Genomic DNA, 23,080 nt, shown 5'->3' on the forward strand with positions numbered 1-23,080 from the left:
GACGCCCTGGTGAGGGACGCTGCTGGCGACTGTGCGCCTTGCGGCGTACGTCGCGGACCGGGACCCGTCGACCGCGAGGCCGATCAGGTGGGAGACTTTCGCGGTTGCCCTCTCGGGCCTCCTGGGTGGAGCCTCCACTTGCTGGCCGGGGACCCTCGCGGGTTCCTGGCCGGTCAGTCTCGAAGCATACAGCGTTTGCCCGGTCATGGGTATTCCGCCCTCCCCCGGCAGCCCGCACGCGCCGCGCCGGGCCTCCTCCTGGTCCGCCCCGGGGCACCCGCCGGGCGCCACCCCGGCCCGCGCGAGTCCCGCGCGGCCCCTTGTACGCTCCCTGGTGTACGTACACCGGCACGACGGAGTGAGTCCCCCTTGAGCAGCGAGCCCACCGACACCAACGCCTCCGAGGACGAAGGGGCGATCGGCTTCGACGACCTCACCCGTGACATCGCCGAGGTCCCGGCGGTCGAGGTGATCACCACCGTGGCGGTGCACCTGATGAGCGCGGCCGCCGTGAAGTGCGGTCTCGCCGAGGGCGGCGCCGCGGACAAGGACCTCGACGAGGCCCGCAAGCTGATCACCGCGCTGGCCGGCCTGGTGACGGCGGGCGCCCCCGAGATCAGCAACTTCCATGCCGCGCCGCTGCGGGACGGCCTGCGCTCGCTCCAGCTGGCCTTCCGCGAGGCCTCCCTGGTGCCGGACGCCCCGGGCGCCGGCCCCGGCGAGAAGTTCACCGGGCCCGTCTACTCCTGAGCGACGCCCGGCCCGGACGCCCCGATGCCCCCGAGCGGTTCGCTCGGGGGCATCGGCACGTCCGGGAGCGTTCCACGCCGGGTGGCGGCACCGGGTCGTCGGCCGGCCGGCGCCGGCCGGGCCGCTCAGCGCCGGTAGAGGGGCTCCTGCGGCAGCTCCGCGCGCAGCAGCGCCAGCTCCAGCCCGCGGTCCAGGCGCACCCGCAGCACCGGGTCGCCGACCAGCGCCGCGACCAGCCGGTCGACCGTGCCGCGCAGCTCGCCCTCGGCGGTGTCCGGGGCGAGCACCAGCGCCAGCGTCCCGTCCCCCTCCCCGCCCGCGCCCAGATACCCGGCGTCCACCGCCGGCTCCGCCGCCAGCACCCGGCGCACGGCCTCGCGCACCTCCGGGTCGGCCGGCGGCGGCAGGTACTCCCGGTTCTCCGCCACGGCCCGCATCCGGGCACCTGACAGCCGGTACGTCACCGGACCCGCCGGATCGATCAGCAGGGTGTCCGCCCGCTCCGCGTACGCCGCCAGGACGGCCTGCGGCGCCGCCACCGGCGCCGGCCGGGCGTCCGCGCGCCAGCGGGCCAGGGCCTCCAACGAGGTGAAGGCCGGCAGCGCCCGCCGGCCGTCGGCGGCCTCGATGACGGGGACGGCCATGTCGCTGGTCTTCTCGTGCCGCAGGCCGCGCTCGTCGGTCTCCACCTCGCCCAGCAGGGCCACGATCGGGACCATCAGACGGCTGGGCCTCAGCGCGGCCAGCACCTCCCGGTCGGCGAACGGGTCCGGCCGCTCCGCGGACGCGCCCCGCGACCAGCGGTCGAGCGCCCGGCTGAGGGCGGGGTCGGCGGTGCCGTCGTCGTCGGCGAAACCTGGGTTCGGAATGTTCTTGCGGTCCACCCGGCGAGCCTATGCCACGACCCGGTCGGCTCTCTCAGCATGCGTTCACGGCGAACTCATGCTTCCCCCAGCCGCGAGCGCCACCATGGAGACATGAGCCCCCGACACCGCGCCCGCCGGCGACGGCACCGACCGCTGCGGACCGGCCTGTTCACGCTGCTGGCGGCGGTCGCCACCGCGGTCGCGCTGTCGCTCGGGACGGGCGGCGGGCAACTGGTGGCCCGCCCGGCCGCCACCGCCCCCATCGGGGACAGCGGCAGTCCGTCCGCGACGGCCGCCGCCCTGCCCGAGGCGAGCGCCCGGGCCGCCCGGACGGTCGGGGAGGCGGTGGCCGACGCCGGGGCCGACGCGGAGGGCGCGGTGGCGGTGTCGGTACTGGACCTCGACTCCGGCGTCACCGCCGGCTCGCAGCTGCCCGGGCCGGACGGCGCCACTCCCGGGGCCGACGCGGACGACGACGGGACGAGCGGCGCCGGCGGCCACGCCTTCGTCACCGCCAGCATCGTGAAGGCGGACATCCTGGCGGCCCTGCTCCGGCAGACCGACACCGCTCTCCCGGCCGCGCAGCGGACCCTGGCCGAGTCGATGATCGAGCAGAGCGACAACGACGCCGCCAGCGAGCTCTACCAGGCGATCGGCGGGGCGGACGGGCTCGACGAGGCCAACCGGGCCTTCGGCCTGACCCGGACGACGGCCGGCCGCGACGGCTACTGGGGCCTGACCACCACCACGACCGAGGACCAGCTCCGGCTGCTCCGGGTGATCTTCACCGCGGACTCGCCGCTCGACGCCGACGACCGCGGCTACCTGCAGGACCTGATGAGCCTGATAGCGGACGGCCAGGACTGGGGCGTCTCCGCCGCGGCCGACCCGGACGGCGCGGCGAAGCTCAAGAACGGCTGGCTGTCCCGCAGCACCGACGGCCTCTGGGCGGTCAACAGCATCGGCCTGGTCACCCGCGACGGGCGCGACCTGCTGGTGGCCGTGCTCTCGGACGGGAACAGCACCGAGGAGAGCGGCATCGCCCTGGTCGAGTCGGTGGCCGTGGCGGCGGTGGAAGCACTGGTCCCAGGCGGCGCGGATTGACCGCCCCACGGCCCTACCCACCGGTAGGCCCGGTGTGGCAGTCTGCGGCCATGGCCAAGCCCGAAGCCCCCGCCCGTACCGCCGCGCCCGCGAGCCCGGGGCCGACCCGGCCGTCACCCGCCGCCGACCGCGCCCGCTACGACCGGGCCACCGCGCACCTGGACGCCCCCGTCGCGATCGTCGACCTGGCCGCCTTCGACGCCAACGCCGACGACCTGGTGCGCCGGGCGGCCGGCAAGCCCGTCCGGGTGGCCAGCAAGTCGGTGCGCTGCCGGGCACTGCTGGAGCGGGTCCTGACCCGGGACGGCTTCGCCGGGATCATGAGCTTCACGCTGGAGGAGTCGCTCTGGCTGGCCCGCGCCGGCTTCGACGACATCCTGCTCGCCTACCCGTCCGCCGACCGGGCCGGCTACGCCGAACTGACCGCCGACGCCGCACTCGCCGGCGCGGTGACCGTCCTGGTGGACGACCCGGCCCAGCTCGACCTGATCGACCGGTCCCGCGGTGGCAACCAGGAGGTCCGGGTCTGCCTGGAGCTGGACACCTCGCTGGAACTCCTCGGCGGCAAGGTCCGGGTCGGCGCCCGGCGATCGCCGCTGCGCACTCCCGACGAGCTGGGCGCGCTCGCCGAACTGGTGCAGCGGCGCCCGGGGTTCCGGGTGGTCGGCCTGATGGCCTACGAGGGGCACATCGCGGGTGTCGGCGACAGCGTCGCGGGGCGTCCGCTGCGCTCGCGGATGATCCGGCTGATGCAGGCCAAGGCGCGCACCGAACTGGCCACGCGCCGGGCCGCGGTGGTACGCCGGCTGCGGGAGGTCGCGGACCTGGAGTTCGTCAACGGGGGCGGGACGGGCAGTGTCGAGTCCACCGTCGCCGAGCGGGCGGTGACCGAGGTGGCGGCCGGGTCCGGCCTGTACGTGCCGCGACTGTTCGACAACTACCGCGCGTTCCAGGGCCGGCCGGCCGCACTGTTCGCCCAGCCGGTGGTGCGCCGCCCCGGCCTGGGGGTGGTGACGGTGCTCGGCGGCGGCTACCCCGCCTCCGGCCCCGCGGGCGCGGACCGCTCCCCCGTCCCGTACCTGCCCACCGGGCTGTCCTACGACCCGATGGAGGGCGCGGGCGAGGTGCAGACACCGCTGCTCGGCGCGGCGGCCGACGACCTGCTGATCGGCGACCGGGTGTGGTTCCGGCACGCCAAGGCGGGCGAGTTGTGCGAGCGGTTCGCCGAGCTGCACCTGATCGAGGGTGACCAGGTGGTGCGCAGCGTGCCGACCTACCGGGGCGAGGGGAAGACCTTCCTCTGACCCACCGGCCCCGCGCGGCGCCGTTGCTCCACCGTGGTGCGGGTGCGCCCCGGCGAGGGGACGGGGGCTGTCGTGGAGGCGGAGACCGGGGCGTCGGGGACGTCGGTGGCGACGACGCCGATGTGGCCGGCTTCCCGGTGGACGGCTGTACCACGGGGCCGCCGGACAATCTGAATTCGCCCTCAGACGGCCCTTAAGAGGACCTCAAGCGGGAACCGCGCGGACGCCGTACCGGCGGGCCGCCGCCCGACCCCGCCCGCACCCGGCGCCGGCCGCCGGGCCGCCGGGCGGCTGCCTCGCCCGCCTCGGCCCGAGGATCGACGGAATCGACAACTCCGTTCCCCAGCAGGCGTGTTGCTGGACCGACCGGCAGCCCATCGGGCCACGCCGACCCAGCCCCCCGGCGCGGACCGCCGCCCGCCGTACGGCCCGACCCGGCCCGGCGGCCTGCTGCCGCCAGCGGCGACCAACCGTCAGAAACTGTCCAGCGCCGGGCTATTGCCACCTGGTCCAGACCAATCATACGCTCGGGCCGAGGTCGCGACCTCGGGCAGACGTGCCCGTCCCCCACATCGTTCGACCCCGAAGCACCGTCAAGGAGTCCCCATGTCGCTCCACCGCAGAGCCCTCGCGCTCGGCGTCGTCGGATCCACCGTGCTGCTCACCGCCCTCACCTCGGCCGGCACCGCCGGCGCGCACGGCTCGATGTCCAACCCGGTCAGCCGAGTGGCGGCCTGTTTCGCCGAAGGCCCCGAGCACCCCCAGTCCCAGGTGTGCAAGGACCTCGTCGCACAGAGCGGCACCCAGCCGCTCTACGACTGGAACGAGGTCAACATCGCCAACGCCAACGGCCAGCACCAGGCGCTCATCCCGGACGGCAAGCTCTGCTCGGCCAACCGCGACAAGTACAAGGCCCTCGACATGGCCCGCACCGACTGGCCGGCCACCGCCGTCGCGGCGGGGCCGTACAACTTCAAGTTCCGGGTCACCGCCGCGCACATCGGCCTGATGACCGTCTACATCACCAAGGCCGGCTACGACCCGACCAAGCCGCTGAAGTGGTCCGACCTCGACCCGACCCCGGTCGCGCAGACCCAGGTGACCCGGACCGCGACCGACGGCTTCTACAACTTCACCGGCAACCTGCCGCAGCGCACCGGCCGCCAGCTGCTCTACATGACCTGGCAGCGCAGCGACAGCCCCGAGGCGTTCTACAGCTGCTCGGACGTGGACTTCCCCTCCGCGCAGCCGAAGCTGGCCGCCGCCCCGGCCGCCCCGTCGGACCAGCAGATCGCCGCGGCCGCGGCGAAGTCCACCGTCGACCACTACGGCCACGGCGGCGACACCGCGCCGGACGCGCCCGCCGTCCAGGCTCAGGCCGCCGCCGTCGGCGGCACCTCCCAGGCCGGCCCGCTGATGCTGGCCGGCGCCGTCGCGGTCGGCGCCGGCTGGGGTGCGCTGGTGCTGCGCCGCCGCCGCGCCGACGCGGCCCGCGCCTCGGCCTGACCGCCGGCCTTCGGGCACCGGCCGCACAGCGCCGACGGCGGACGCCGGACGGCCGGCCCGCTCCCGTACTTCGGGGAGCGGGCCGGCCGTTCTGCCGTTCGCACGGCCCGGGCGGTGTGTCGGGCCGCGATGTGTCGGGCGCGGTGCGTCAGGTGGTGGTGCCGTCGCCGGCGCCGCCCGGCAGGGCCTTGCCGGTGTACTCCGCGACGCCCTTCACGATGGTGTCCATCAGGGCCAGGTCCGGCGCCTTGGGGTCGACGTCGAAGCCGAGGTGCAGGGCGGTCAGGGCCTTGCCGTCCGCGGTGGGGAAGACCACCGTCTCGACGTACCCGTCGCTGCCCTTGGCCGCCTTCACCTTCCAGCGGACGAGGTAGCCGTCGCGGCCGGCCACCTTCACCGCCTCCGACTTCAGCTCCTCGTGGGACGGGCTGTCCCCGTAGGACTCCTGGGCCGCCTTGGCGATGTCGGCCTTGGCCGCCGCCTGTGCGTCGGTGCCCTCGATCCGGCTGGTGACCGCGCCGCCGAGCGAGCAGGTGTCGCTGTCGGTGCCGGCGCAGGTGTAGGAGCCGATGGTCAGCCCGGCGTAGCCGCCGGCGACGGTGCCGCCTTCCCAGCCGGACGGGATCGGCAGGGTGATCCGGTTGACCAGGTCGGCGGCCGTCCCGGCGGAGGCGCCGTCGTCGGAACCGTTGCCGCCGCCTCGACCGCCGTTCTGGCCCTGGCCGTTCTGCCCCGGCAGGTTGGGGACGCCCTGGCCGTTCCCGCCCTGGCCGTTCTGCCCCGGGATGTTGGGGACGCCCTGGCCGTTGCGCCCGTTCTGGCCCGGCACGCCGCCGCGGGGGCCGTTCTCCCCGTTGAAGAGGAAGTTCTTGCCGTCGCGGTGGGCCGCGCGGGTCTCCGAATGGCCGCCCACCGCGAGGAAGGTGACCCCGGAGCCGACCGCCAGACCCAGCAGCGCCGCGACGGACGCCGCCACGACGACCGCCCGGGACGGCTTGCGGAAGCCCTTCCGGCCGCTCGGGGCCGCCCCGCCCGGCACCGCCCCGATCGGCGGCGGGAGCTCGGGGTAGCGGACGGAGGCACCGTTCTGCAGCACCTCGCCCTCCAGCACCCGGGGCTCCTCCTCGGCACCGGCGGCCGGCGCGTCCGGGGATCCGGTCGGGTCGGAGGCGGCCGGCGCGTCCGGGGATCCGGTCGGGTCGGAGGCGGCCGGCGCGTCCGGGGCACCGGGGGCGTCCGGGCCGGCGGGTGTGTCCGAGGCCGGGTCGGCCTCCGCGGGCGCGGGCGCGGGCGCGTCCGAGGGCACCGGGCGGGTGCCGGCGGTCCAGGCCTTGCCGTCCCACCAGCGCTGCGGCCGGGGGTCACTGGTGGTGTCCTGGGGATCCGGGTACCACCCGGCGGGAATCGTCTCGCTCACGTCGAAGAATCTAAACGGCGGCGGATAAACGCGATATCAGCAGAACGGCCTATTCGCCGGTTCTGGATGAGATTACGGTGAGAACCCGCGCCGGGGCCCGCTCAGAGCCCTTTCCGGCCCTGCGGTCAGCCGATTCCCGGGCGCCGGAGCGGGGCGCCGCGGGCACCGGAGACCCCGCCGTCCACCGGGAATTCGCTCGCCGTGACGAACGAGGAGTCGTCACTCGCCAGGAAGGCGACGGCGGCCGCGATCTCCTCCGGTGCCGCGAAGCGGCCGAGCGGGACGTGCGGCAGCCGGCGGGCCGCCTCGTCCAGGTCCTCGGCGGACGGCTCCTGCAGCTGCGGGCTGCCGACCGGGCCCGGCAGGAGCGCGTTCACCCGGATCCCCTCGCGGGCGAACCGCACCCCCAGCTCGCGCGACAGCGCCACCACCCCGCCCTGGGCCGCGACCGCCGAGACCGCCGGGCCCTCGGCGCCCGGGAGGGCTCCGAACCCGGCGGCGTTGATGATGGATCCGCGCCCGTGCCGGCGCATGTAGGGCAGTACGGCCCGGCAGCAGAGGAACACCGAGGTGAGGTCGGCCTCCTGCACCCGGCGCCAGGCGTCCAGGTCGGTGGTGAGGATCGAGCCGTCCCCGGGCGGCCGGCCCCCGGCGTTGTGGAAGGCCACGTCGATGCCGCCGAAGGTCTCGTAGGCCTCGTCGAAGAGCGCCTCGACCATGGCCGGGTCGGTGACGTCGGTGTGCACGAAGAGCCCGCCGACCTGTCGCGCCGCGGCCGCGCCGGCCCGCTCGTCGAGATCCGCGCAGACCACCTCGGCCCCCTCGGCGGCGAGCCGGCGGGCGGCCGCGAGACCGATCCCGCCGCCCGCGCCGGTGACCACCGCCGTCCGTCCGACCAGGCGGCGGCAGACCGGGGTGTCGGACATCGGGGCTCCTGCTCCTCGGTGCGGCGCGGGTCTCAGCGAACCGTACGGCCTGCCGACGGCCCGCCCGGGGAGGGCGGGCGGCCTTGGCGCGCCGCGCGGCGTGGTTGAGGAGATACCGAGGGTGGCTGGTGGAGAATTCCCGCCATGGATCGCAGGCCTTTCATCGGCGTCAGCACCTACCTGGTCGACGTGAGCTGGAGCAACTGGCGGAGCCGACGGGTCGCCCTGGTGCCCGAGCGCTACACGGCGTTCGTCCGGGACGCGGGCGGTGTGGCGGTGCTGCTGCCACCGGACGCGCCGGAGCGCGCGCCGGAGGTGCTCGCCCGGCTGGACGCGCTGGTCATCTCCGGCGGCCCCGACATGGACCCGGCGTACTACGGACAGTCGCCGCACCCGCTCACCGAGGCGGACGCCCCCGAACGGGACCACTGGGAGACCGCCCTCGTCCGGGCCGCGCTGGCCTCCGGGCTGCCGCTGCTCGGCATCTGCCGGGGCATGCAGCTGCTCAACGTGGTGTGCGGCGGCTCGCTGCTGCAGCACCTGCCGGACGTGGTCGACCCCGACGTGCACGCGGGTTCGCCCGGCGCGTACGGCGCCCATCCGGTCCGGCCGGTGCCGGGCACCCTGCTCGGCGACCTCTTCCCCGAGACCGAGCTGACCGTGCCGACCTTCCACCACCAGGCCGTGGACCGGCTGGGCGAGGGGCTGCGGGTCGGCGCGCTGGCCCCCGACGGGACGATCGAGGCGATCGAGGGGCCGGGCTTCACCCTCGGCGTGCAGTGGCACCCGGAGCAGGGCGACGACCTGCGGGTGATGCAGGCGCTGGTCCGGGCCGCGACGGCCGCCCGGACGATGCCGCTGGAACCGCTGGACCTGCTGGGCTCCGCGGCCGAGGCGGTCGCCACGGCCGCCGCGGCATCGGGCGCGGCGACGGGCGCGGTGGCTCCGGTCCGGGTGGGCGGCTGACCGCTCCCCCGACTTGACCGGGCCCGACCTGACCGGGCCCGACCTGACCGGCCCGGGCCTGACCGGGGGCCAACCCTTCCCTGCCCCGGCCGCCCGGCCGGACCTGGCCGGGCGGCCGGGCGGCCGGGCGGGTCAGGTCACCGGCAGGCCGGCCAGGGCAGCCACCACGCCCAGCCCACCGGCGGCCAGCAGGGCCCCGACGGCACCGCCACGGGCCACCGTCAGCCGGAGCAGCACGACCGCCAGCACAGCCCACTGCCAACCGTGCGCCAGCGAGGCGGCGAGCGGCAGGGCCGAACCGGCGATCGCACCGACCACGGCCGGACCGGCGCCGGTGAGGAAGTCCTGCACCCGCCGGTCCGCCCGGAGCCGGCCGAAGTGGCGCGCACCGAGAATCACGAACAGGAACGAGGGCCCGAACGCCACCGCCGCCGCGAGCAGCCCGCCGAAGGTCCCGGCCGCCGCGTACCCGACGGCCGAAACGGTGTGCACGACCGGCCCGGGAGTGACCTGACCCAGGGCCACGGCGTTGAGGAACTGACCGTCCGTCATCCAGTGGTAGCGGTGCACCGCGTCGTCCCGCATCAACGGGATGATCACGAAACCGCCCCCGTACGAGAGCGCGCCGACCTTGAACGCCACCCACGCCAGCGCGCCGAGGCCGCCGAGGCCGCCCAGCGCGGGCACCGCCGTCAGCAGCGGGAGCGCGCCCCGACGGCGGCCACCGCCGCCGGGGGCCGGGCCGCCGGCCTCCCCCGCGTCGTCCGGTCCGACCCCTTCGGCGCCGTCCCGGGCGGTCCCGGCCGGCGGTCCGGGCAGGGGCGCGCGCCGGCCGCGGGAGCGGGCCGCGACCTCGGCCAGGCCCGCCGCCAGCAGGACCAGCACCAGCCAGGGCCCGGTGAGGACGGCCGCACCGGCGCCCGCCAGCGCGTACCCGTACCAGCGCGCCCGCCCGCCGCGCACGTGGCCCGTGCCACCGGCCGCGGCACCGACCGCGGCCGCCCGCCCGCGGCTGCCCGGCACCAGGGCGGCGGCGGCCTGCACCGCGACGGCGGGCACCGCCGCGCCCGCGCCGGCCGCGGCGCCCAGCACCCAGAGCGGCGGGTGGCCGGCCAGGAACAGCGCGGAGAGCGCCAGGATCAGCACCAGACCCGGCGCGATGAAGCAGATCCCACCGACCAGCGCGCCGGCGGTGCCGCGCAGACGCCAGGCGGTGAAGATCGCCAGCTGGGTGGAGGCCGGGCCGGGCAGCAGATTGGTGGTCGCGATGCCGTCCTCGAACTCGGCCGGGCTCAACCAGCCGCGACGCTCCACGCAGAGCCGCCGCAGCAGCAGGATGTGGGCGGGCGGACCGCCGAACCCGGCCAGGCCGATCCGGCCCCACTCCCGCGCGATCGTCCGCAACCGGACCTGGTCGCCGTGCTCCACCGGTACCTCACCTTGCTCGCCCGGCCCCGTCGACAGGGCGGCGCGACCCTATCGGACCAAGGCGAACGCCAGGGTGAACACCCGGGTGAACAGGAGGGTGGGCAGAGCCGGTGGGAACAGCTCGACGGCAACGACAACGGTCACCAGTGCAGGCTTTGGATCTTCGTCCGATCTGCGGTTCACTTCGGGTGCGGGGCTGCCAGACCCCACCGCTGAGCGTCCAGGAGAGGATCTCGATGGCCGTCCACGAGCACAGCCATGACGCCCACGGCCACGACGGCCGCCGATCGGGCGAGCAGCCGCACGGGGACCACGGCGGGCACGGCGGGCACGGCGGGCACTCGCACGGAGTGGCCGCCGACGCCGACCGCCGCTGGCTGCTCGGCGCACTGGGCCTGATCGTGGTGTTCATGGCGGGCGAGGTGGTGGTCGGCTTCGCCGCCCATTCGCTGGCGCTGATCTCGGACGCCGCGCACATGCTCACCGACGCCGCCTCGATCGTCCTCGCGCTGGTCGCGATGCGGCTCGCCGCCCGCCCGGCCCGGGGCGGCTACACGTACGGACTGAAGCGGGCCGAGATCCTGTCCGCTCAGGCCAACGGCGTCACGCTGCTGGTGCTCTCGGCCTGGCTCGGCTACGAGGCGGTGCGCCGGCTGATCGACCCGCCGGAGGTGACCGGTTCGCTGGTGCTGGTGACGGCGCTGGTCGGCATCGTGGTCAACATCGGCGCGACCTGGTGCATGTCCAAGGCCAACCGCACCTCGCTGAACGTCGAGGGCGCCTTCCAGCACGTGCTGACCGACCTGTACGCGTTCGTCGCCACGGCGGTGGCCGGCGTGATCATGCTGACCACCGGTTTCGTCCAGGCCGACGCGATCGCCTCGCTGGTCGTGGTGGCACTGATGCTGCGGGCCGGCATCGGGCTGGTCCGCGACTCCGGGCGGATCTTCCTGGAGGCGGCGCCGGCCGGCATCGACCCGGACGAGGTGGCGGACCGGATGGTCGCCGCCGACCTGGTGGTGGAGATCCACGACCTGCACATCTGGGAGATCACCTCCGGCCAGCCGGCGCTCTCCGCCCACATCCTGGTCGCGCCCGGCGGCGACTGCCACGCGGTACGGCGGGGCCTGCAGCGCCAGCTGCGCGAGACCTACCGGATCACCCACGCGACCCTCCAGGTCGACCACCTCGGCGAGGACGACGACCAGCAGCTGCTGCAGATCACCCCGGCCGGCACGACCGTCCTGGACGACCACTGCGGCGACACGCACGGCCCGGTCCACCGCAGCGGTCCGCACGAGCACTGAGCTCCCGTCAGATCCACGCCGGGCCGCGCCCGGTCAGTGGGCGGGACGTCCAGGCCGGACGACCGACCAGCGGGGTGGTTGCCCCACCCTGGGCGACACGGAGCCGATCGTAGGAGCCGGTCCCCTGGACTATTCTCCTCGTGGCCTCCCTCGCAGCTCCGGCTCCGAGCGGCTGCGAGGAACCGGGGCGGGCGGAGGGATCGGAGCAGCGTATGGCGGGCGGTCCGGGCGAGTCAGATTCTGTCCTGCTGATGGGCGTCCGGACCTTCGCGGCCGCCGTGCCGGAGGATGAGGAACCGGCTCCCGGCCAGCAGGGTTGGGAGGAACTACCCTTCGTGGCAGACCTGATGCCCCGCCTCGAAGCGGCCTACAAGAACCTGTCCTTCCAGGTCCGACCGGTGCTGAACCCGGACCGCCGGACCGTCCTGCGGAGCTGGGACGACGCCCTCCAGGACGGCACCGGCATCGTCCACGTCATCTCTCACGGCACCACCTCGCTGGCCGACGGCGCGCGGTCGCGGCAGGCCGAGGACTCGGAGCAGTTGTGCATGGTGCCCTCGTGCGGCGACGCCGGGTTCGGCACGAACGTGACCGACTGGATCCGCCACGCCCACCGGCGCCCCCGGCCGACGCTCTTCGTCGTCGACCTGTGCCGGGCCGGTCGGGCGGCCCGGATCGGCCACCTCACCCAGGTGCAGGAGGCCGAACTGCACGCCTGGGTGATCGCCGCCACGGGACCGGACGAGCCGACTTATGACGGGCTCTTCAGCACCGCCGTGGCCGAGGTGCTGGAGGAAATCGCGAAGAACGGGCTGGACACCTCCGAGTCCCTGCGGTTCGTCCGGTGGGACCGGGTGACCCGGGCCATCCAGCAGCGGCTGGAGCTGTCGGGCGGCCGACAGCGCATCCACACCACCAAGGTGGACACCTCACAGCCCCTGCCGGAACTCCCGTTCTTCCCCAATCCGAACTGGCGCGACGATCCCCGCACACAACGGTTGCGGGCCCTCGGACCGCCTATCCGCGCATTCGTCGCCGATCTGGCAGCGGAGCATTTCATCGACCGCGTGGGGAAGCATTTCGTCGGACGACGTGCGCAACTGGCCGAACTGGCGCCCTGGCTCGACGGTGTCTCCTCGGAAGGGCTGCGGGTCGTCACCGGCGCGCCGGGCGCCGGGAAGTCCGCCCTCCTGGGCGCGCTGGTGTGCGCCGGCCATCTGCAGATCGTCGCGGCGGCGCCGGACATCCGTGCCCACTTGGCCGCGCAACATCCCGACGGGACCCCCTCACCCAATCCGCTGCTGGCGGCAATCCATGCCAGGGGGCGCAGCCTCGACGACGTCCTGGCCTCGCTGTCCACCCAGTGGTGGCCGGAGCCCCGTGCGGAGTTGCGCACGGCTTCCGAGCTGATCGAGGCGGTGTGCGCGCTGCCGCAGGCGCCAGCCCTCGTCTTCGACGCCTTGGACGAGGCCGATCTTCCGTCGGACATGGTCGATCGCCTGCTGATTCCGTTGGCAAAGGCGGTGCGGCCGGACGGCAGCGCCGCCTGCCGGTTGCTGGTCGGCACCCGCAGGGGCGCCCGGTTCGGGGAACTGCTCGGCCTTGCCCGCAGGCGGGGTGTGCTCATCGATCTGGACGATGTGCCGCCGGCGGAGCTCGGGGCCGACCTCGCACAACACATCTCCTGGCGCCTTGCCGACCTCCCCGCCTATCGGGAACCTGATCGGCGGACCGTGCGCGGCGTCCTCGCGCGAACGATCGCGGCCACCCTCGCGGGGGATGCCGAGCGTCATCGCCAATGGGGTCCTTTCCTGGTGGCGCAGATCTTCGGGCGGGCGCTGGAATCGCTGGAGGCGCCACGGAGCACGGAGGAGGCCGTCAGGCTCGGTGAGCGGGTGCCCCGGACCCTGCCCGAGGTCCTGGAGCTCGAACTCAGCCTCCACCCGGACAGTTCGCGGCTGCGCGCCGTCCTCGCCACCGTCGCCTGGTCCAAGGGGGAGGGATTCCCCATCGACGCCATCACAGCCGTCGCTCCGGAGTTCGACCCGGGGGTCACCGATGACAACGTCCGGCTACTGCTCGAAGCGGGCCGCTTCTATCTGCGCACGGGCGTGGAGCTTGACGGCTCCACACTGTTCCGGCTCTTCCACCAAGGGCTCGCCGACCACCTCAAGGCGGCACCCCACCTTCCACACACCCATCAGGGGAGCTTATGAGGATTCTGGGAATTCACGGCATCGGCAACTACCGCCCCGGCGAAAGCCCGGAGACCGCCACCGAACAGCTCTCGTCGATCTGGGCCAAGCAACTGGCGGCGGGGGCGGACCGAGCCGGCCGAGCCTGGGAAGTCGAGACCGTCTACTACGCGGACCTGCTGAGAGCGCCCGGCCGGCAGGGGGACGACAGCGAGCTCGACGACATGTCAGCCGAGGAGGAGGAGCTGCTACGGCTGTTCCTCCCCGCCCGTCAAGCTGCCGGCGACCGCGTTCCGCAGGGGCGCCTCACCGCGTTCCTCCGCGCGGAGATCGCCGACATCGCGGCCTCCCAAGCCTGCAACCCGCGGGTGCTGGAGTGGCTCATGGGCCGCCTGGTACGGGAGGTGGCCCGTTACCTGACCGTGGGACCGGCCCGTGAGCAGGTCCAGAACCGGCTGACCGAGGCGATCGAGCGTCACCGACCGGACGTCCTGATCGCGCACTCGCTGGGCAGCGTGGTGGCGTACGAGACGCTGCACGGCCACCAGGGTCCTGCCGTTCCGCTCTGGGTGACGCTGGGTTCGCCCCTCGCCGCGCCCAAGGCGATCTTCCATCGGCTCACGCCGGCTCCTGTCGGGGGCTTCGGCTCGCGGCCCGAACGGGCTCGGCGATGGGCCAACCTCGCCGACCCGGGCGACCTGGTGGCCATTCCCGCCAAAGGTGTCTCCCGCTGCTTCACGGGTGTCGAGAGCGACCGGCACGACCTCATCCACGCCTTCGATTTCCACAAGGCGGCGAACTACCTCAAGGCCCCGCAGCTCGCACGGCTGCTGGCCACGGTGTGAGGCAGGAGAAGATCGAGGTGGGTTCGCCGACACACGCCGGGACTACCGACGGGGACGACCCGGGCCCCACCCTCGCGCAGCGCGTCCTCGCCCGCCTGCTGGCGCCCGTGACCAAGGCGGGCACCACGCAGTGGGAACGGGCGTCGCCCTACCTTCTGCGCCACGCCGCGGAGCACGCAGCCGAGGCGGGAGGCGTCTTCGAGCTCTTCCAGGACTGGGAGTTCCTCGTCCACGCGGATCCCCGGTCCGTACTGGCCTTCGGCTCCAACCCCGAGGCCCGGGCCCGGCAGCACACCATGCCGGTCTACCTCGCATCGCTGCACCGGCACGTCGACGCCGATCCGCAGGCGCGCCGTCAGGTCCTCGCGGTGGACGCGGTCCGCCACGAGCTGACAGAGATCAGCTCTCGGCTGTACCACCCGCCGCGGAGCGCGCCGGAGGCCTGGCAGTGCCGATGGTCGACGGCCGGCAACATCAGCCCGGCCCTGCTGACCTCCCTCACCTCGCACGAGCGGGCGGTACGGGCGGTCGCGGTCGGGAAGCTGGACGGCCGCAGCGTCGCCGTGACCGTCGGGGACGACCACACGGCGCGGTTCTGGGTCCTGGGCCCCGGCGCCTTCAACGGCGCCCTGCGTGGACACCCGGCCCCACTGACGGCGGTGGCGATCGGCGGGGCCGACGACGCACGCATCGCGGTGACAGCCGACCGTCAGGGCACCGTCGCCTGCTGGAACCTGCGAACCGGCAAGCCCCGAGCACAACTGTTCGCGCACACCGGGGCCGTCACCGGGCTGCTGCTCCTCGACGATGCGGCGACGCCCGGCGAAGGCGCGGGTCTCGTGGTCAGCACGGGTGCGGACGGCACGGCCGTGCTCTGGCGGCCCGACACCGGGTGGCGCCGGTTCCTGGTCGGCTCCGTACCGCGGGTGCTCTGCCCGCCGGTCCACGGGACCACCGACGACGGCTCGTTCCTGGTGGTCCCCGGCGACGGTGCCGTCCTCGTTCTCGACCTCCCGTCGGGCCTGGTCCGGCTGGTGCTGCCGGTCGGTGCGACCACGGTGACCGGCCTGGCCTGCGCCCAGGTGGACGGCCGGGCCACGGTGGTCGCCGCCTGCGAGGACGGCACCGGCCGGGTGTGGGATCTCACCGACGGCGAGGAGACCGCCCAGCTGAACGCCCGCCCCGGCGACCTGCTCACGCTCACCGTCCTGGACACCGGCTTCGAGTCGTACGCCGTCACCGGCGGCGCGGACGGCGTCCTGCGGCTCTGGGACCTCAGGACCGGACGGTTGATCCACCGGATGGTCGGCCATCACAAGGAGGTGACCGCCCTCACCGCGTACGTCGACAGATCCGCCCGGACATCGGTCCCTCTGCGGGCGGAGGACCTGACCCGGTCGGGGACCGCCACGAACCGCGCCGGGGCCGGCCAGGACCTGTCCGGCCTCGACAACCATGTCGTGCTGTCCGCCTCCGCCGACGAGACCCTCAGGAGCTGGAGCCCGGCCACCGGCCGGCAACTGGGAAGCTACACCGCCCACACAGGGCCGGTGCGGGACGTCGAGGTGACCGACATCGCCGGCCACCCGGTCGCGGTGAGCTGCGGCGACGACGCAACCGCCCGGCTCTGGGCACTCGACGACCCGCGCGCCCGCAGCAGAGGGGCCCACCATCCACAGCGGATCGACGCCCTCGCGGTCGGTCGGGCCGACGGGCGGGTCCAGATCGCCACCGGCTGCGCGGACCACCGGCTGCGGCTGATCACACCGTCGGAGGACTGGGCCTTCCGCGGCTACACGACCGGCGAGAGTGCAGTGCTGCACGTCGGACTGGGCGAGACCCGGACGGGCGCGGTGGCCGTCGCCGCGACGGCGGACGGCCGACTCACCGCGCGCCGGACCGACACCGGGGCAACCTGCTGGAAGGCCCGACTGGGGGCGCCGGCTCGGGCCCTGGCCGCCGGTGGAAGCAGGCGCACTCCCGTGGTGGTCGCCCTGACCGCCGACGGGCTCGTCCAGGTGCACGGCCTGACCGGCGGGCCGGCCCGCCACGGCGAGTTCGGCGCGGAACGCGGTGTGTCGGCCCTCTGCACCGCCCGGGTCCGGACCCGGGCCCTGCTGTTCACCGGCTCCCGCTCGGGCTCCGTCAAAGTGTGGGACCTCGGCACCGGCCGACTGCGCAAGGAACTGCGCGGCAGCCGTCACGGCATCACCCGGATGGCCGCCGGCGACACTCCGCACGGGACCCTGGTGGCCTTCCACGACGCGACCGGGACCATCAGTGTCCGGGACGTCGACAGTGGCCGACCGTACTGCGTGATCGGCCAGGTCGAAGGCCCATTGACCGGATTGGCGGTGGGCAGGTCCGGGGCCGCGGCGGTGGTCGTCGCGGCCGGTCCGGACAACACGGTGCACTTCTGGGACGCCCTGACAGGCGCGGTCCACACTGTCCTGACACTGCCGGACTCCGTCGCTGCGCTCGCGCTGTCGGACGGTGTGCTGGCCGTCGGCTACGGACGTGAGCTCGCAGTGTTCAGCGCCGCCGACGATCCCCGTCCGTGGGACGCTCCGGCTCCGGGCGCCGTTTCCGTGCGCACCCGGCCGGAGCCGCCGGCGCCCGTGCCTCCGGGCACCGCCGACGCGGATCGGCCCGTCCGCCGTGGCCGCCGGCCCTCGCACCTGGGCATGATCGTTCTGGCGGCGCTGCTGCGGGACGGCACCCTGGCCCCGGCCGAGCTGAAGGGCCTGTTCTGCGACTGCCTGAGCCGCAAGGACCTCAAGGCGGTGCTCGGTGAGCTCGTCCAGGAGGGGATGATCGGCCGGGTCGACGATCGGGAGGGGGTGGAGTCGGGCGGCCGTGGCCGAACGGTGAACGGCTACGCCCTGCTGCCCACGGGGCGCGTGCGGGCGCGCCAACTCACCCCGTTCGAGCATCGGGTGGGCCATCATCACCGCATGGGTTGCCCCGAGGCCCGACGGTGAGCCATCGGCGGGCCGGCGGCCCGCCGGAAGTGGCCGTTGCCGCCGAACTGTCCGCCGGGTACGGCATGATCGGAGCTGTGACCGAACCGCGACTGATGCTGCTGGACTCCGCCAGCCTGTACTTCCGGGCCTACTACGGCGTGCCGGACTCCCTGAAGTCCCCCGCCGGTGAGCCGGTGAACGCCGTCCGGGGGCTGCTGGACTTCATCGCCAGGCTGGTCCAGGACCACCGCCCCGACCAGTTGGTCGCCTGCATGGACGCCGACTGGCGCCCGCAGTGGCGGGTCGACCTGGTGCCCTCGTACAAGACGCACCGGCTCGCCGAGGCCGGGGCCGACGGCGAGGAGGAGATCCCGGACACGCTGGCGCCGCAGGTGCCGGTGATCGAGCAGGTGCTGGACGCGCTCGGGATCGCCCGGGTCGGCTCGCCCGGCTACGAGGCGGACGACGTGATCGGCACCCTGACCGCCCGGGGGACGGGCCCCGTGCAGATCGTCACCGGGGACCGCGACCTCTTCCAGCTGGTGGACGACGCCCGGCCGGTCCAGGTGCTCTACCCGGTCAAGGGGATGGGCAACCTGCAGGTCACCGACGACAAACTGCTGCTGGAGAAGTACGGCGTGCGCGGCGACCGGTACGCCGACATGGCCGCCCTGCGCGGGGACCCGAGCGACGGCCTGCCGGGCGTCAAGGGCATCGGCGAGAAGACCGCGGCCCAGCTCATCCACGAGTACGGCGACCTGGCGGGCATCCGCGCCGCCGCGCTCGACACCCGCTCCCGGCTCACCCCGGCCCGGCGCAAGAACATCATCGAGGGCGCGGCCTACCTGGACGTCGCCCCCACCGTCGTCCGGGTCGCCACCGACGCACCGCTGCCGGACTTCGACCCGGCCCTGCCGCGCGAGCCGCTGGACCCGATGACCCTGGAGGAGCTGTCCGCCCGCTGGGGCCTGGGCAGTTCGCTGGAGCGGGTGCTCGGCGTCCTGGCGGGCTGAGCACGCACGCGAAAGGGGGGCCGGCCGCTGGAAACGCCCAGCGGCCGGGCCCCCTTCGTCGTCCGCCGGGTCAGCCCACCGAGGAGTAGGCGATGATGCCGCGGCGCAGGCTGTCCACCGCCTTGCGGGCGGTGCCGCGCAGCTTGGCGTCCTCGCCGGCCGCATCCTGGATCTGGCCGAGGACGTCGATCAGCTGCTTCGTCCAGCGGACGAAGTCGCCGGCCGGCATCTCGGCGTCCCGCAGGACCGAGTCCAGGTTGTGGCCGAGCGACCAGCGGTAGGCGACCCAGGCGAAGCCGAGGTCGGGCTCGCGCTGGCCGACGCCCTCGGCGGTGTTGATCCGGTGCTGCTCCTCCAGGGCGTCCAGGTGGCCCCAGATCCGGACCATCCGGCCGAGCGCCTCCTTGGCGTTACCCTCCGGGACCCGGGGGGCGGCGGCGTCGTCGGCCTGCCGGGACTCGTACACCAACGCGGATGCGCAGGCGGCGAGTTCGGCCGCGGCGAGGTCCTTCCAGACGCCCTCGCGGATGCACTCGGAGGCCAGCAGGTCGAGCTCGCCGTAGAGCCGGCCGAGGCGCTTGCCGTCCGGCGTGACGGTGTCGCCCTCCAGGTAGCCGAGGTCGGTGAGCAGGCCGCAGACCCGGTCGAAGGTGCGGGCGATGGTGTGGGTGCGCGAGCGCATCTTGCGCTCCAGCAGGTCGGTGTCCCGGTGCAGGCGGTGGTAGCGCTCGGCCCAGCGGGCGTGGTCCTCGCGCTCGTCGCAGCCGTGGCAGGGGTGCTGGCGCAGCTCGGTGCGCAGCCGGGTGATCTCGGGATCGTCGGCGGCGGCCGCCCGGCCCCGACGGAACCGCTCGGGCTCCAGGTGGCCGGCCTTGGTCCGCAGCGCGGAGGCGAGGTCCCGGCGGGACTGCGGGCTGCGCGGGTTGAAGGACTTGGGGATCTTCATCCGGTCGACCGCCGTCACCGGGTGCGGGAAGTCGATCATCGCGAGCCGCTTGACCTGCCGCTCGGAGGTGAGCACCACCGGGCGCGGCCCGTCCTGGTAGTCGGGGTGGCGGTGGGTGCGCGGCGAACGGCTGACCGGCGGCAGGCCCGGGTCGAGGACCAGGGCGAGGCCGGCGAACTTGCCGGTCGGCACGTGGATGACGTCGCCCGGCTTGAGCTGCTCGATCGACTCGATCGCGGCGGCCCGGCGCTGGCCGCTGCCCTCGCGGGCGAGGTCGTTCTCGCGGTCCTTGAGCGAGCGGCGCAGCGACATGTACTCGTCGAAGTCGCCGAGGTGGCAGGTCATCGACTCGCGGTAGCCGTCCAGGCCCTCCTCGTTGCGCTGGACCTGCTTGGCGATGCCGACCACCGAGCGGTCCGCCTGGAACTGCGCGAAGGACGTCTCCAGCAGTTCGCGCGAGCGGTGCCGGCCGAACTGGGAGACCAGGTTGACGGCCATGTTGTAGGACGGCCGGAACGAGGACTTCAGCGGGTAGGTGCGGGTGCCGGCCAGGCCGGCCAGCGCCTCCGGGTCCAGGCCGCGCTGCCAGAGCACCACGGCGTGGCCCTCGATGTCGATGCCGCGCCGGCCGGCCCGGCCGGTGAGCTGGGTGTACTCGCCGGGGGTGATGTCGGCGTGGGTCTCGCCGTTCCACTTGACCAGCTTCTCCATCACCACCGAGCGGGCGGGCATGTTGATGCCCAGCGCCAGCGTCTCGGTCGCGAAGACGGCCTTGACCAGGCCCTTCACGAACAGCTCCTCGACCACCTCCTTGAACCGCGGCAGCATGCCGGCGTGGTGGGCGGCGATGCCGCGCTCCAGGCCGTCCAGCCACTCGAAGTAGCCGAGGACGTGCAGGTCCTCGTCGGGGATGTCGGCGCAGCGCTCCTCGACGATGCCCCGGACCTGGGCCCGGTCGGAGTCCTTGTTGAGGCGCAGGCCGGAGCTGAGGCACTGCTGGACGGCGGCCTCGCAGCCGGCCCGGCTGAAGATGAAGGTGATGGCCGGGAGCAGGCCCTCGGAGTCGAGGCGGTCGATGACGTCCACCCGGCCCGGGGTCCAGATCCGGCCCGGGCGGCCGGTGGGCATGGACCGGCCTCGGCCCTTGGCGAAGCGGTCGCCGCGGGGGTTCGCGGCCAGCTCGGAGCGGGCCAGCCGGACGAGTTCGGGGTTGACCAGCTTGGCCGGGTTGCGCGGGGCGTCCTTGGGGCGGCCGTCGCGGTCCGGGTTGGCGAACAGGTCGTACATCCGGTTGCCGGCCATCACGTGCTGCCAGAGCGGGACCGGGCGGTGCTCGGAGACGATCACCTTGGTGCCGCCGCGCACGGTGTCCAGCCAGTCGCCGAACTCCTCGGCGTTGGAGACCGTCGCGGACAGCGAGACCAGGGTGACCGACTCCGGCAGGTGGATGATCACTTCCTCCCAGACCGCGCCGCGGAACCGGTCGGCGAGGTAGTGGACCTCGTCCATCACCACGTAGCCGAGGCCGTTCAGGGTCTGCGAACCCGCGTAGAGCATGTTGCGGAGCACCTCGGTGGTCATCACCACCACCGGCGCGTCGCCGTTGACGGTGTTGTCACCGGTGAGCAGGCCCACCTTGTCGGCGCCGTAGCGCTTGACCAGGTCGCCGTACTTCTGGTTGGACAGGGCCTTGATCGGCGTGGTGTAGAAGCACTTGCGGCCGCCCTGGAGGGCCAGGTGCACGGCGAACTCGCCGACGATGGTCTTGCCGGAGCCGGTGGGCGCGGCGACCAGGACGCCTTCGCCGGCCTCCAGGGCCTCACAGGCCTGGATCTGGAAGTCGTCCAGCGGGAAGTCGTAGAGCTGCTGGAACCCGTAGAGGGCGGTGGCCTGCTCCTTGGCACGCCGGCGGAAGGCCGCGTAGGCCTCGGCGGGGCTGAGTTCCTCGTCCTCGGAACGCTGGGGGGTGCTGGTCATCTGCGTCACCTCTTCTTCCCGTAGGACTGCTTCGTCCCGTGGGGCTGGGGCCCGGACGGGCGGAACGGGGGCGCAGACGGCGACGCCTGCGGCTGCGGAGCCGGGCCGGTGCTGACCGGCGACGGGGCGCGGCGGGGGGTGTGGTTGATGTGGTGATCGAGCATCTCAGCCAGAGATTACCCGTCAGGGCTGACATCAATAGCACCGTTTTTCCGCAGTCCCGGGGCGGGTGGCCGGCCGGGTGGCGGGGCGGGTGCGGAGCGGGGCCGCGCGGAGGGTCCCGGCGGGGGCCGGGGGCGGGCCCGGCGGCGGGTCGGACGCGGGTCGGACCCGGGTCGGACGCAGGTCGGACGCAGGTCGGACGCAGGTCGGACGCGGGTCGGACGCGGGCGCAGGAGCGGGGCGGCGAGCGGGCCGGGGCGGATCACGGGACGGATTCAGAGGCGGACGGCGGGGCCGACGGCGGGGAGGGCGCGGCGATCGATGCGGGCGCCTCGCTAGCAGATTCCTAGTTGCAAATGTCTTCAATCGATCGCCGGATGATCACCTTGCGAACGGCTGGCGACCAGCTTCGATCACCTCCGGTCAACCCCCGTCCGGACGGTAACGATCTCCCTACAGTCTGTTCCCAGCAGCCCCGCCGGACCGGCACGGGCACCGCCCCCACAGGAGGATCGCGATGGCGAATCTGGAGACGTCCCTCAAGGAAGCCATGACCATCGAGGGCGCGATCGGCGTCGCACTGGTCGACTACGGCAGCGGCATGGCCCTCGGCAGCCTCGGCGACGGCGCCGAACTCGACCTCAACGTCGCGGCCGCCGGCAACACCGACATGGTCCGCGCCAAGATGCGCACCATGGAGATGCTCAACCTGCACGACAACGAGATCGAGGACATCCTGGTCAGCCTCACCAACCAGTACCACCTGGTCCGGCCGCTGGCGACGCAGAACGGCCGCGGCCTGTTCCTGTACCTCGCGCTCAACCGCAACCGCGCCAACCTGGCGATGGCCCGCCACCACCTGAAGCGGATCGAGGCCGGGCTGGAGATCTGACCCGGCGGCACCGGCCCGGCAGCAAAGGGCGCCGGACACCCCGGCCGCACCCGGCCAGACCCCGCGGCAGCAGGAGGGCAGAGACGTGGCCGCACCCCTCTACCAGGCGAAGGCCGAGTTCTTCCGGATGCTCGGCCACCCCACCCGCATCCGGGTGCTGGAACTGCTCCAGGCCGGCCCCACACCCGTCCGCGAACTGCTCGCGGACCTCGACATCGAGCCCTCCAGCCTCTCCCAGCAGCTCGCGGTGCTGCGCCGCTCCGGAATCGTGACGGCCAGCCGCGAGGGCTCGACGGTGGTGTACGCCCTGGCCGGCGGGGACGTCGCCGACCTGCTCAGGTGCGCCCGCCGGATCCTCACCCTGCTGCTGGCCAAGCAGGGCACCCTGCTCGCCGAACTGCGCGCGGCCGACTGACGGCCCGGATCGGCCACCGGACACCGGCGGCAGGCCCCGCCCGCTGCCCCGCCCCGCCCCGCCCAGGCCGAGGGAGCCGCAACGCGGATCGCTTCTCA

General features: G+C 74.0%; 17 protein-coding genes. 12 read left to right on the forward strand and 5 right to left on the reverse strand.

Annotated features, from left to right (window positions below):
• Nucleotides 1-369 precede the first annotated feature (369 nt).
• Nucleotides 370-750, forward strand: a complete 381-nt coding sequence (locus tag OG689_RS08325; RefSeq protein ID WP_266319026.1) for a DUF1844 domain-containing protein — start codon at nt 370-372, stop codon at nt 748-750.
• A gap of 125 nt (nt 751-875) precedes the next feature.
• Here the strand turns inward: OG689_RS08325 and OG689_RS08330 are convergent, their stop codons facing one another.
• Nucleotides 876-1,634, reverse strand: a complete 759-nt coding sequence (locus OG689_RS08330; protein WP_266319028.1) for an SseB family protein — start codon at nt 1,632-1,634, stop codon at nt 876-878.
• Nucleotides 1,635-1,727: 93 nt separating this feature from the next.
• Here OG689_RS08330 and OG689_RS08335 point away from each other — a divergent pair, with 93 nt between their 5' ends.
• The 3 genes from OG689_RS08335 to OG689_RS08345 all read left to right on the forward strand — a co-directional run bounded on the left by OG689_RS08335 (nt 1,728) and on the right by OG689_RS08345 (nt 5,530).
• Nucleotides 1,728-2,720 carry a serine hydrolase gene (locus OG689_RS08335; protein WP_266319029.1) on the forward strand — a complete coding sequence of 331 codons (993 nt, stop codon included), beginning with the start codon at nt 1,728-1,730 and terminating at the stop codon, nt 2,718-2,720.
• Between the two features lie 50 nt (nt 2,721-2,770).
• Complete coding sequence (locus OG689_RS08340; protein ID WP_266319031.1) at nt 2,771-4,024, forward strand: amino acid deaminase/aldolase; 1,254 nt, start codon at nt 2,771-2,773, stop codon at nt 4,022-4,024.
• Nucleotides 4,025-4,630: 606 nt separating this feature from the next.
• A complete protein-coding gene (locus tag OG689_RS08345) occupies nt 4,631-5,530 on the forward strand; it encodes a lytic polysaccharide monooxygenase (protein WP_266319032.1) in 900 nt (299 codons plus the stop codon).
• 148 nt (nt 5,531-5,678) lie between these two features.
• Here OG689_RS08345 and OG689_RS08350 read toward each other — a convergent pair whose 3' ends face one another.
• Both OG689_RS08350 and OG689_RS08355 read right to left on the reverse strand, forming a co-directional pair.
• The gene (locus OG689_RS08350) at nt 5,679-6,947 is read right to left on the reverse strand and encodes a DUF2510 domain-containing protein (protein ID WP_266319033.1); all 1,269 of its coding nucleotides are present in this window, start codon (nt 6,945-6,947) and stop codon (nt 5,679-5,681) included.
• A gap of 125 nt (nt 6,948-7,072) precedes the next feature.
• Nucleotides 7,073-7,873, reverse strand: coding sequence for an SDR family oxidoreductase (locus OG689_RS08355; RefSeq protein ID WP_266319035.1), 801 nt, complete (start codon nt 7,871-7,873; stop codon nt 7,073-7,075).
• Between the two features lie 144 nt (nt 7,874-8,017).
• On the opposite strand from OG689_RS08355, the gene OG689_RS08360 reads away from it, so the two are divergent.
• The gene (locus OG689_RS08360) at nt 8,018-8,839 is read left to right on the forward strand and encodes a gamma-glutamyl-gamma-aminobutyrate hydrolase family protein (RefSeq protein WP_323189264.1); all 822 of its coding nucleotides are present in this window, start codon (nt 8,018-8,020) and stop codon (nt 8,837-8,839) included.
• A gap of 132 nt (nt 8,840-8,971) precedes the next feature.
• On the opposite strand, the gene OG689_RS08365 is transcribed toward OG689_RS08360, so the two are convergent.
• On the reverse strand, nt 8,972-10,267 hold the full coding sequence (locus OG689_RS08365) for a chromate transporter (RefSeq protein ID WP_266319036.1): 1,296 nt from the start codon (nt 10,265-10,267) through the stop codon (nt 8,972-8,974).
• Between the two features lie 236 nt (nt 10,268-10,503).
• On the opposite strand from OG689_RS08365, the gene OG689_RS08370 reads away from it, so the two are divergent.
• The 5 genes from OG689_RS08370 to OG689_RS08390 all read left to right on the forward strand — a co-directional run bounded on the left by OG689_RS08370 (nt 10,504) and on the right by OG689_RS08390 (nt 18,590).
• A complete protein-coding gene (locus OG689_RS08370; RefSeq protein ID WP_266319038.1) occupies nt 10,504-11,574 on the forward strand; it encodes a cation diffusion facilitator family transporter in 1,071 nt (356 codons plus the stop codon).
• A gap of 335 nt (nt 11,575-11,909) precedes the next feature.
• Nucleotides 11,910-13,790, forward strand: coding sequence for an AAA family ATPase (locus tag OG689_RS08375; protein WP_266319040.1), 1,881 nt, complete (start codon nt 11,910-11,912; stop codon nt 13,788-13,790).
• The gene (locus tag OG689_RS08380) at nt 13,787-14,614 is read left to right on the forward strand and encodes a serine peptidase (RefSeq protein ID WP_266319041.1); all 828 of its coding nucleotides are present in this window, start codon (nt 13,787-13,789) and stop codon (nt 14,612-14,614) included. The genes OG689_RS08375 and OG689_RS08380 overlap by 4 nt, the downstream gene beginning before the upstream one ends.
• Nucleotides 14,615-14,631: 17 nt before the next feature.
• Entirely contained in the window at nt 14,632-17,595 is a 2,964-nt protein-coding gene (locus tag OG689_RS08385) for a hypothetical protein (protein WP_266319042.1), read from the forward strand.
• Nucleotides 17,596-17,660: 65 nt separating this feature from the next.
• Entirely contained in the window at nt 17,661-18,590 is a 930-nt protein-coding gene (locus OG689_RS08390; protein ID WP_266319043.1) for a 5'-3' exonuclease, read from the forward strand.
• Nucleotides 18,591-18,660: 70 nt separating this feature from the next.
• Here the strand turns inward: OG689_RS08390 and OG689_RS08395 are convergent, their stop codons facing one another.
• Nucleotides 18,661-21,513 carry a DEAD/DEAH box helicase gene (locus OG689_RS08395; RefSeq protein WP_266319045.1) on the reverse strand — a complete coding sequence of 951 codons (2,853 nt, stop codon included), beginning with the start codon at nt 21,511-21,513 and terminating at the stop codon, nt 18,661-18,663.
• A gap of 679 nt (nt 21,514-22,192) precedes the next feature.
• Between OG689_RS08395 and OG689_RS08400 the strand changes: the two genes are divergently transcribed.
• Both OG689_RS08400 and OG689_RS08405 read left to right on the forward strand, forming a co-directional pair.
• Complete coding sequence (locus OG689_RS08400) at nt 22,193-22,567, forward strand: hypothetical protein (protein WP_266319047.1); 375 nt, start codon at nt 22,193-22,195, stop codon at nt 22,565-22,567.
• An 85-nt stretch (nt 22,568-22,652) separates the two neighbouring features.
• The gene (locus OG689_RS08405) at nt 22,653-22,982 is read left to right on the forward strand and encodes a metalloregulator ArsR/SmtB family transcription factor (RefSeq protein WP_266319048.1); all 330 of its coding nucleotides are present in this window, start codon (nt 22,653-22,655) and stop codon (nt 22,980-22,982) included.
• Nucleotides 22,983-23,080 lie beyond the last annotated feature (98 nt).

It is taken from the genome of Kitasatospora sp. NBC_00240 (assembly GCF_026342405.1).
In the GTDB taxonomy this organism is placed as follows: Bacteria; Actinomycetota; Actinomycetes; order Streptomycetales; family Streptomycetaceae; genus Kitasatospora.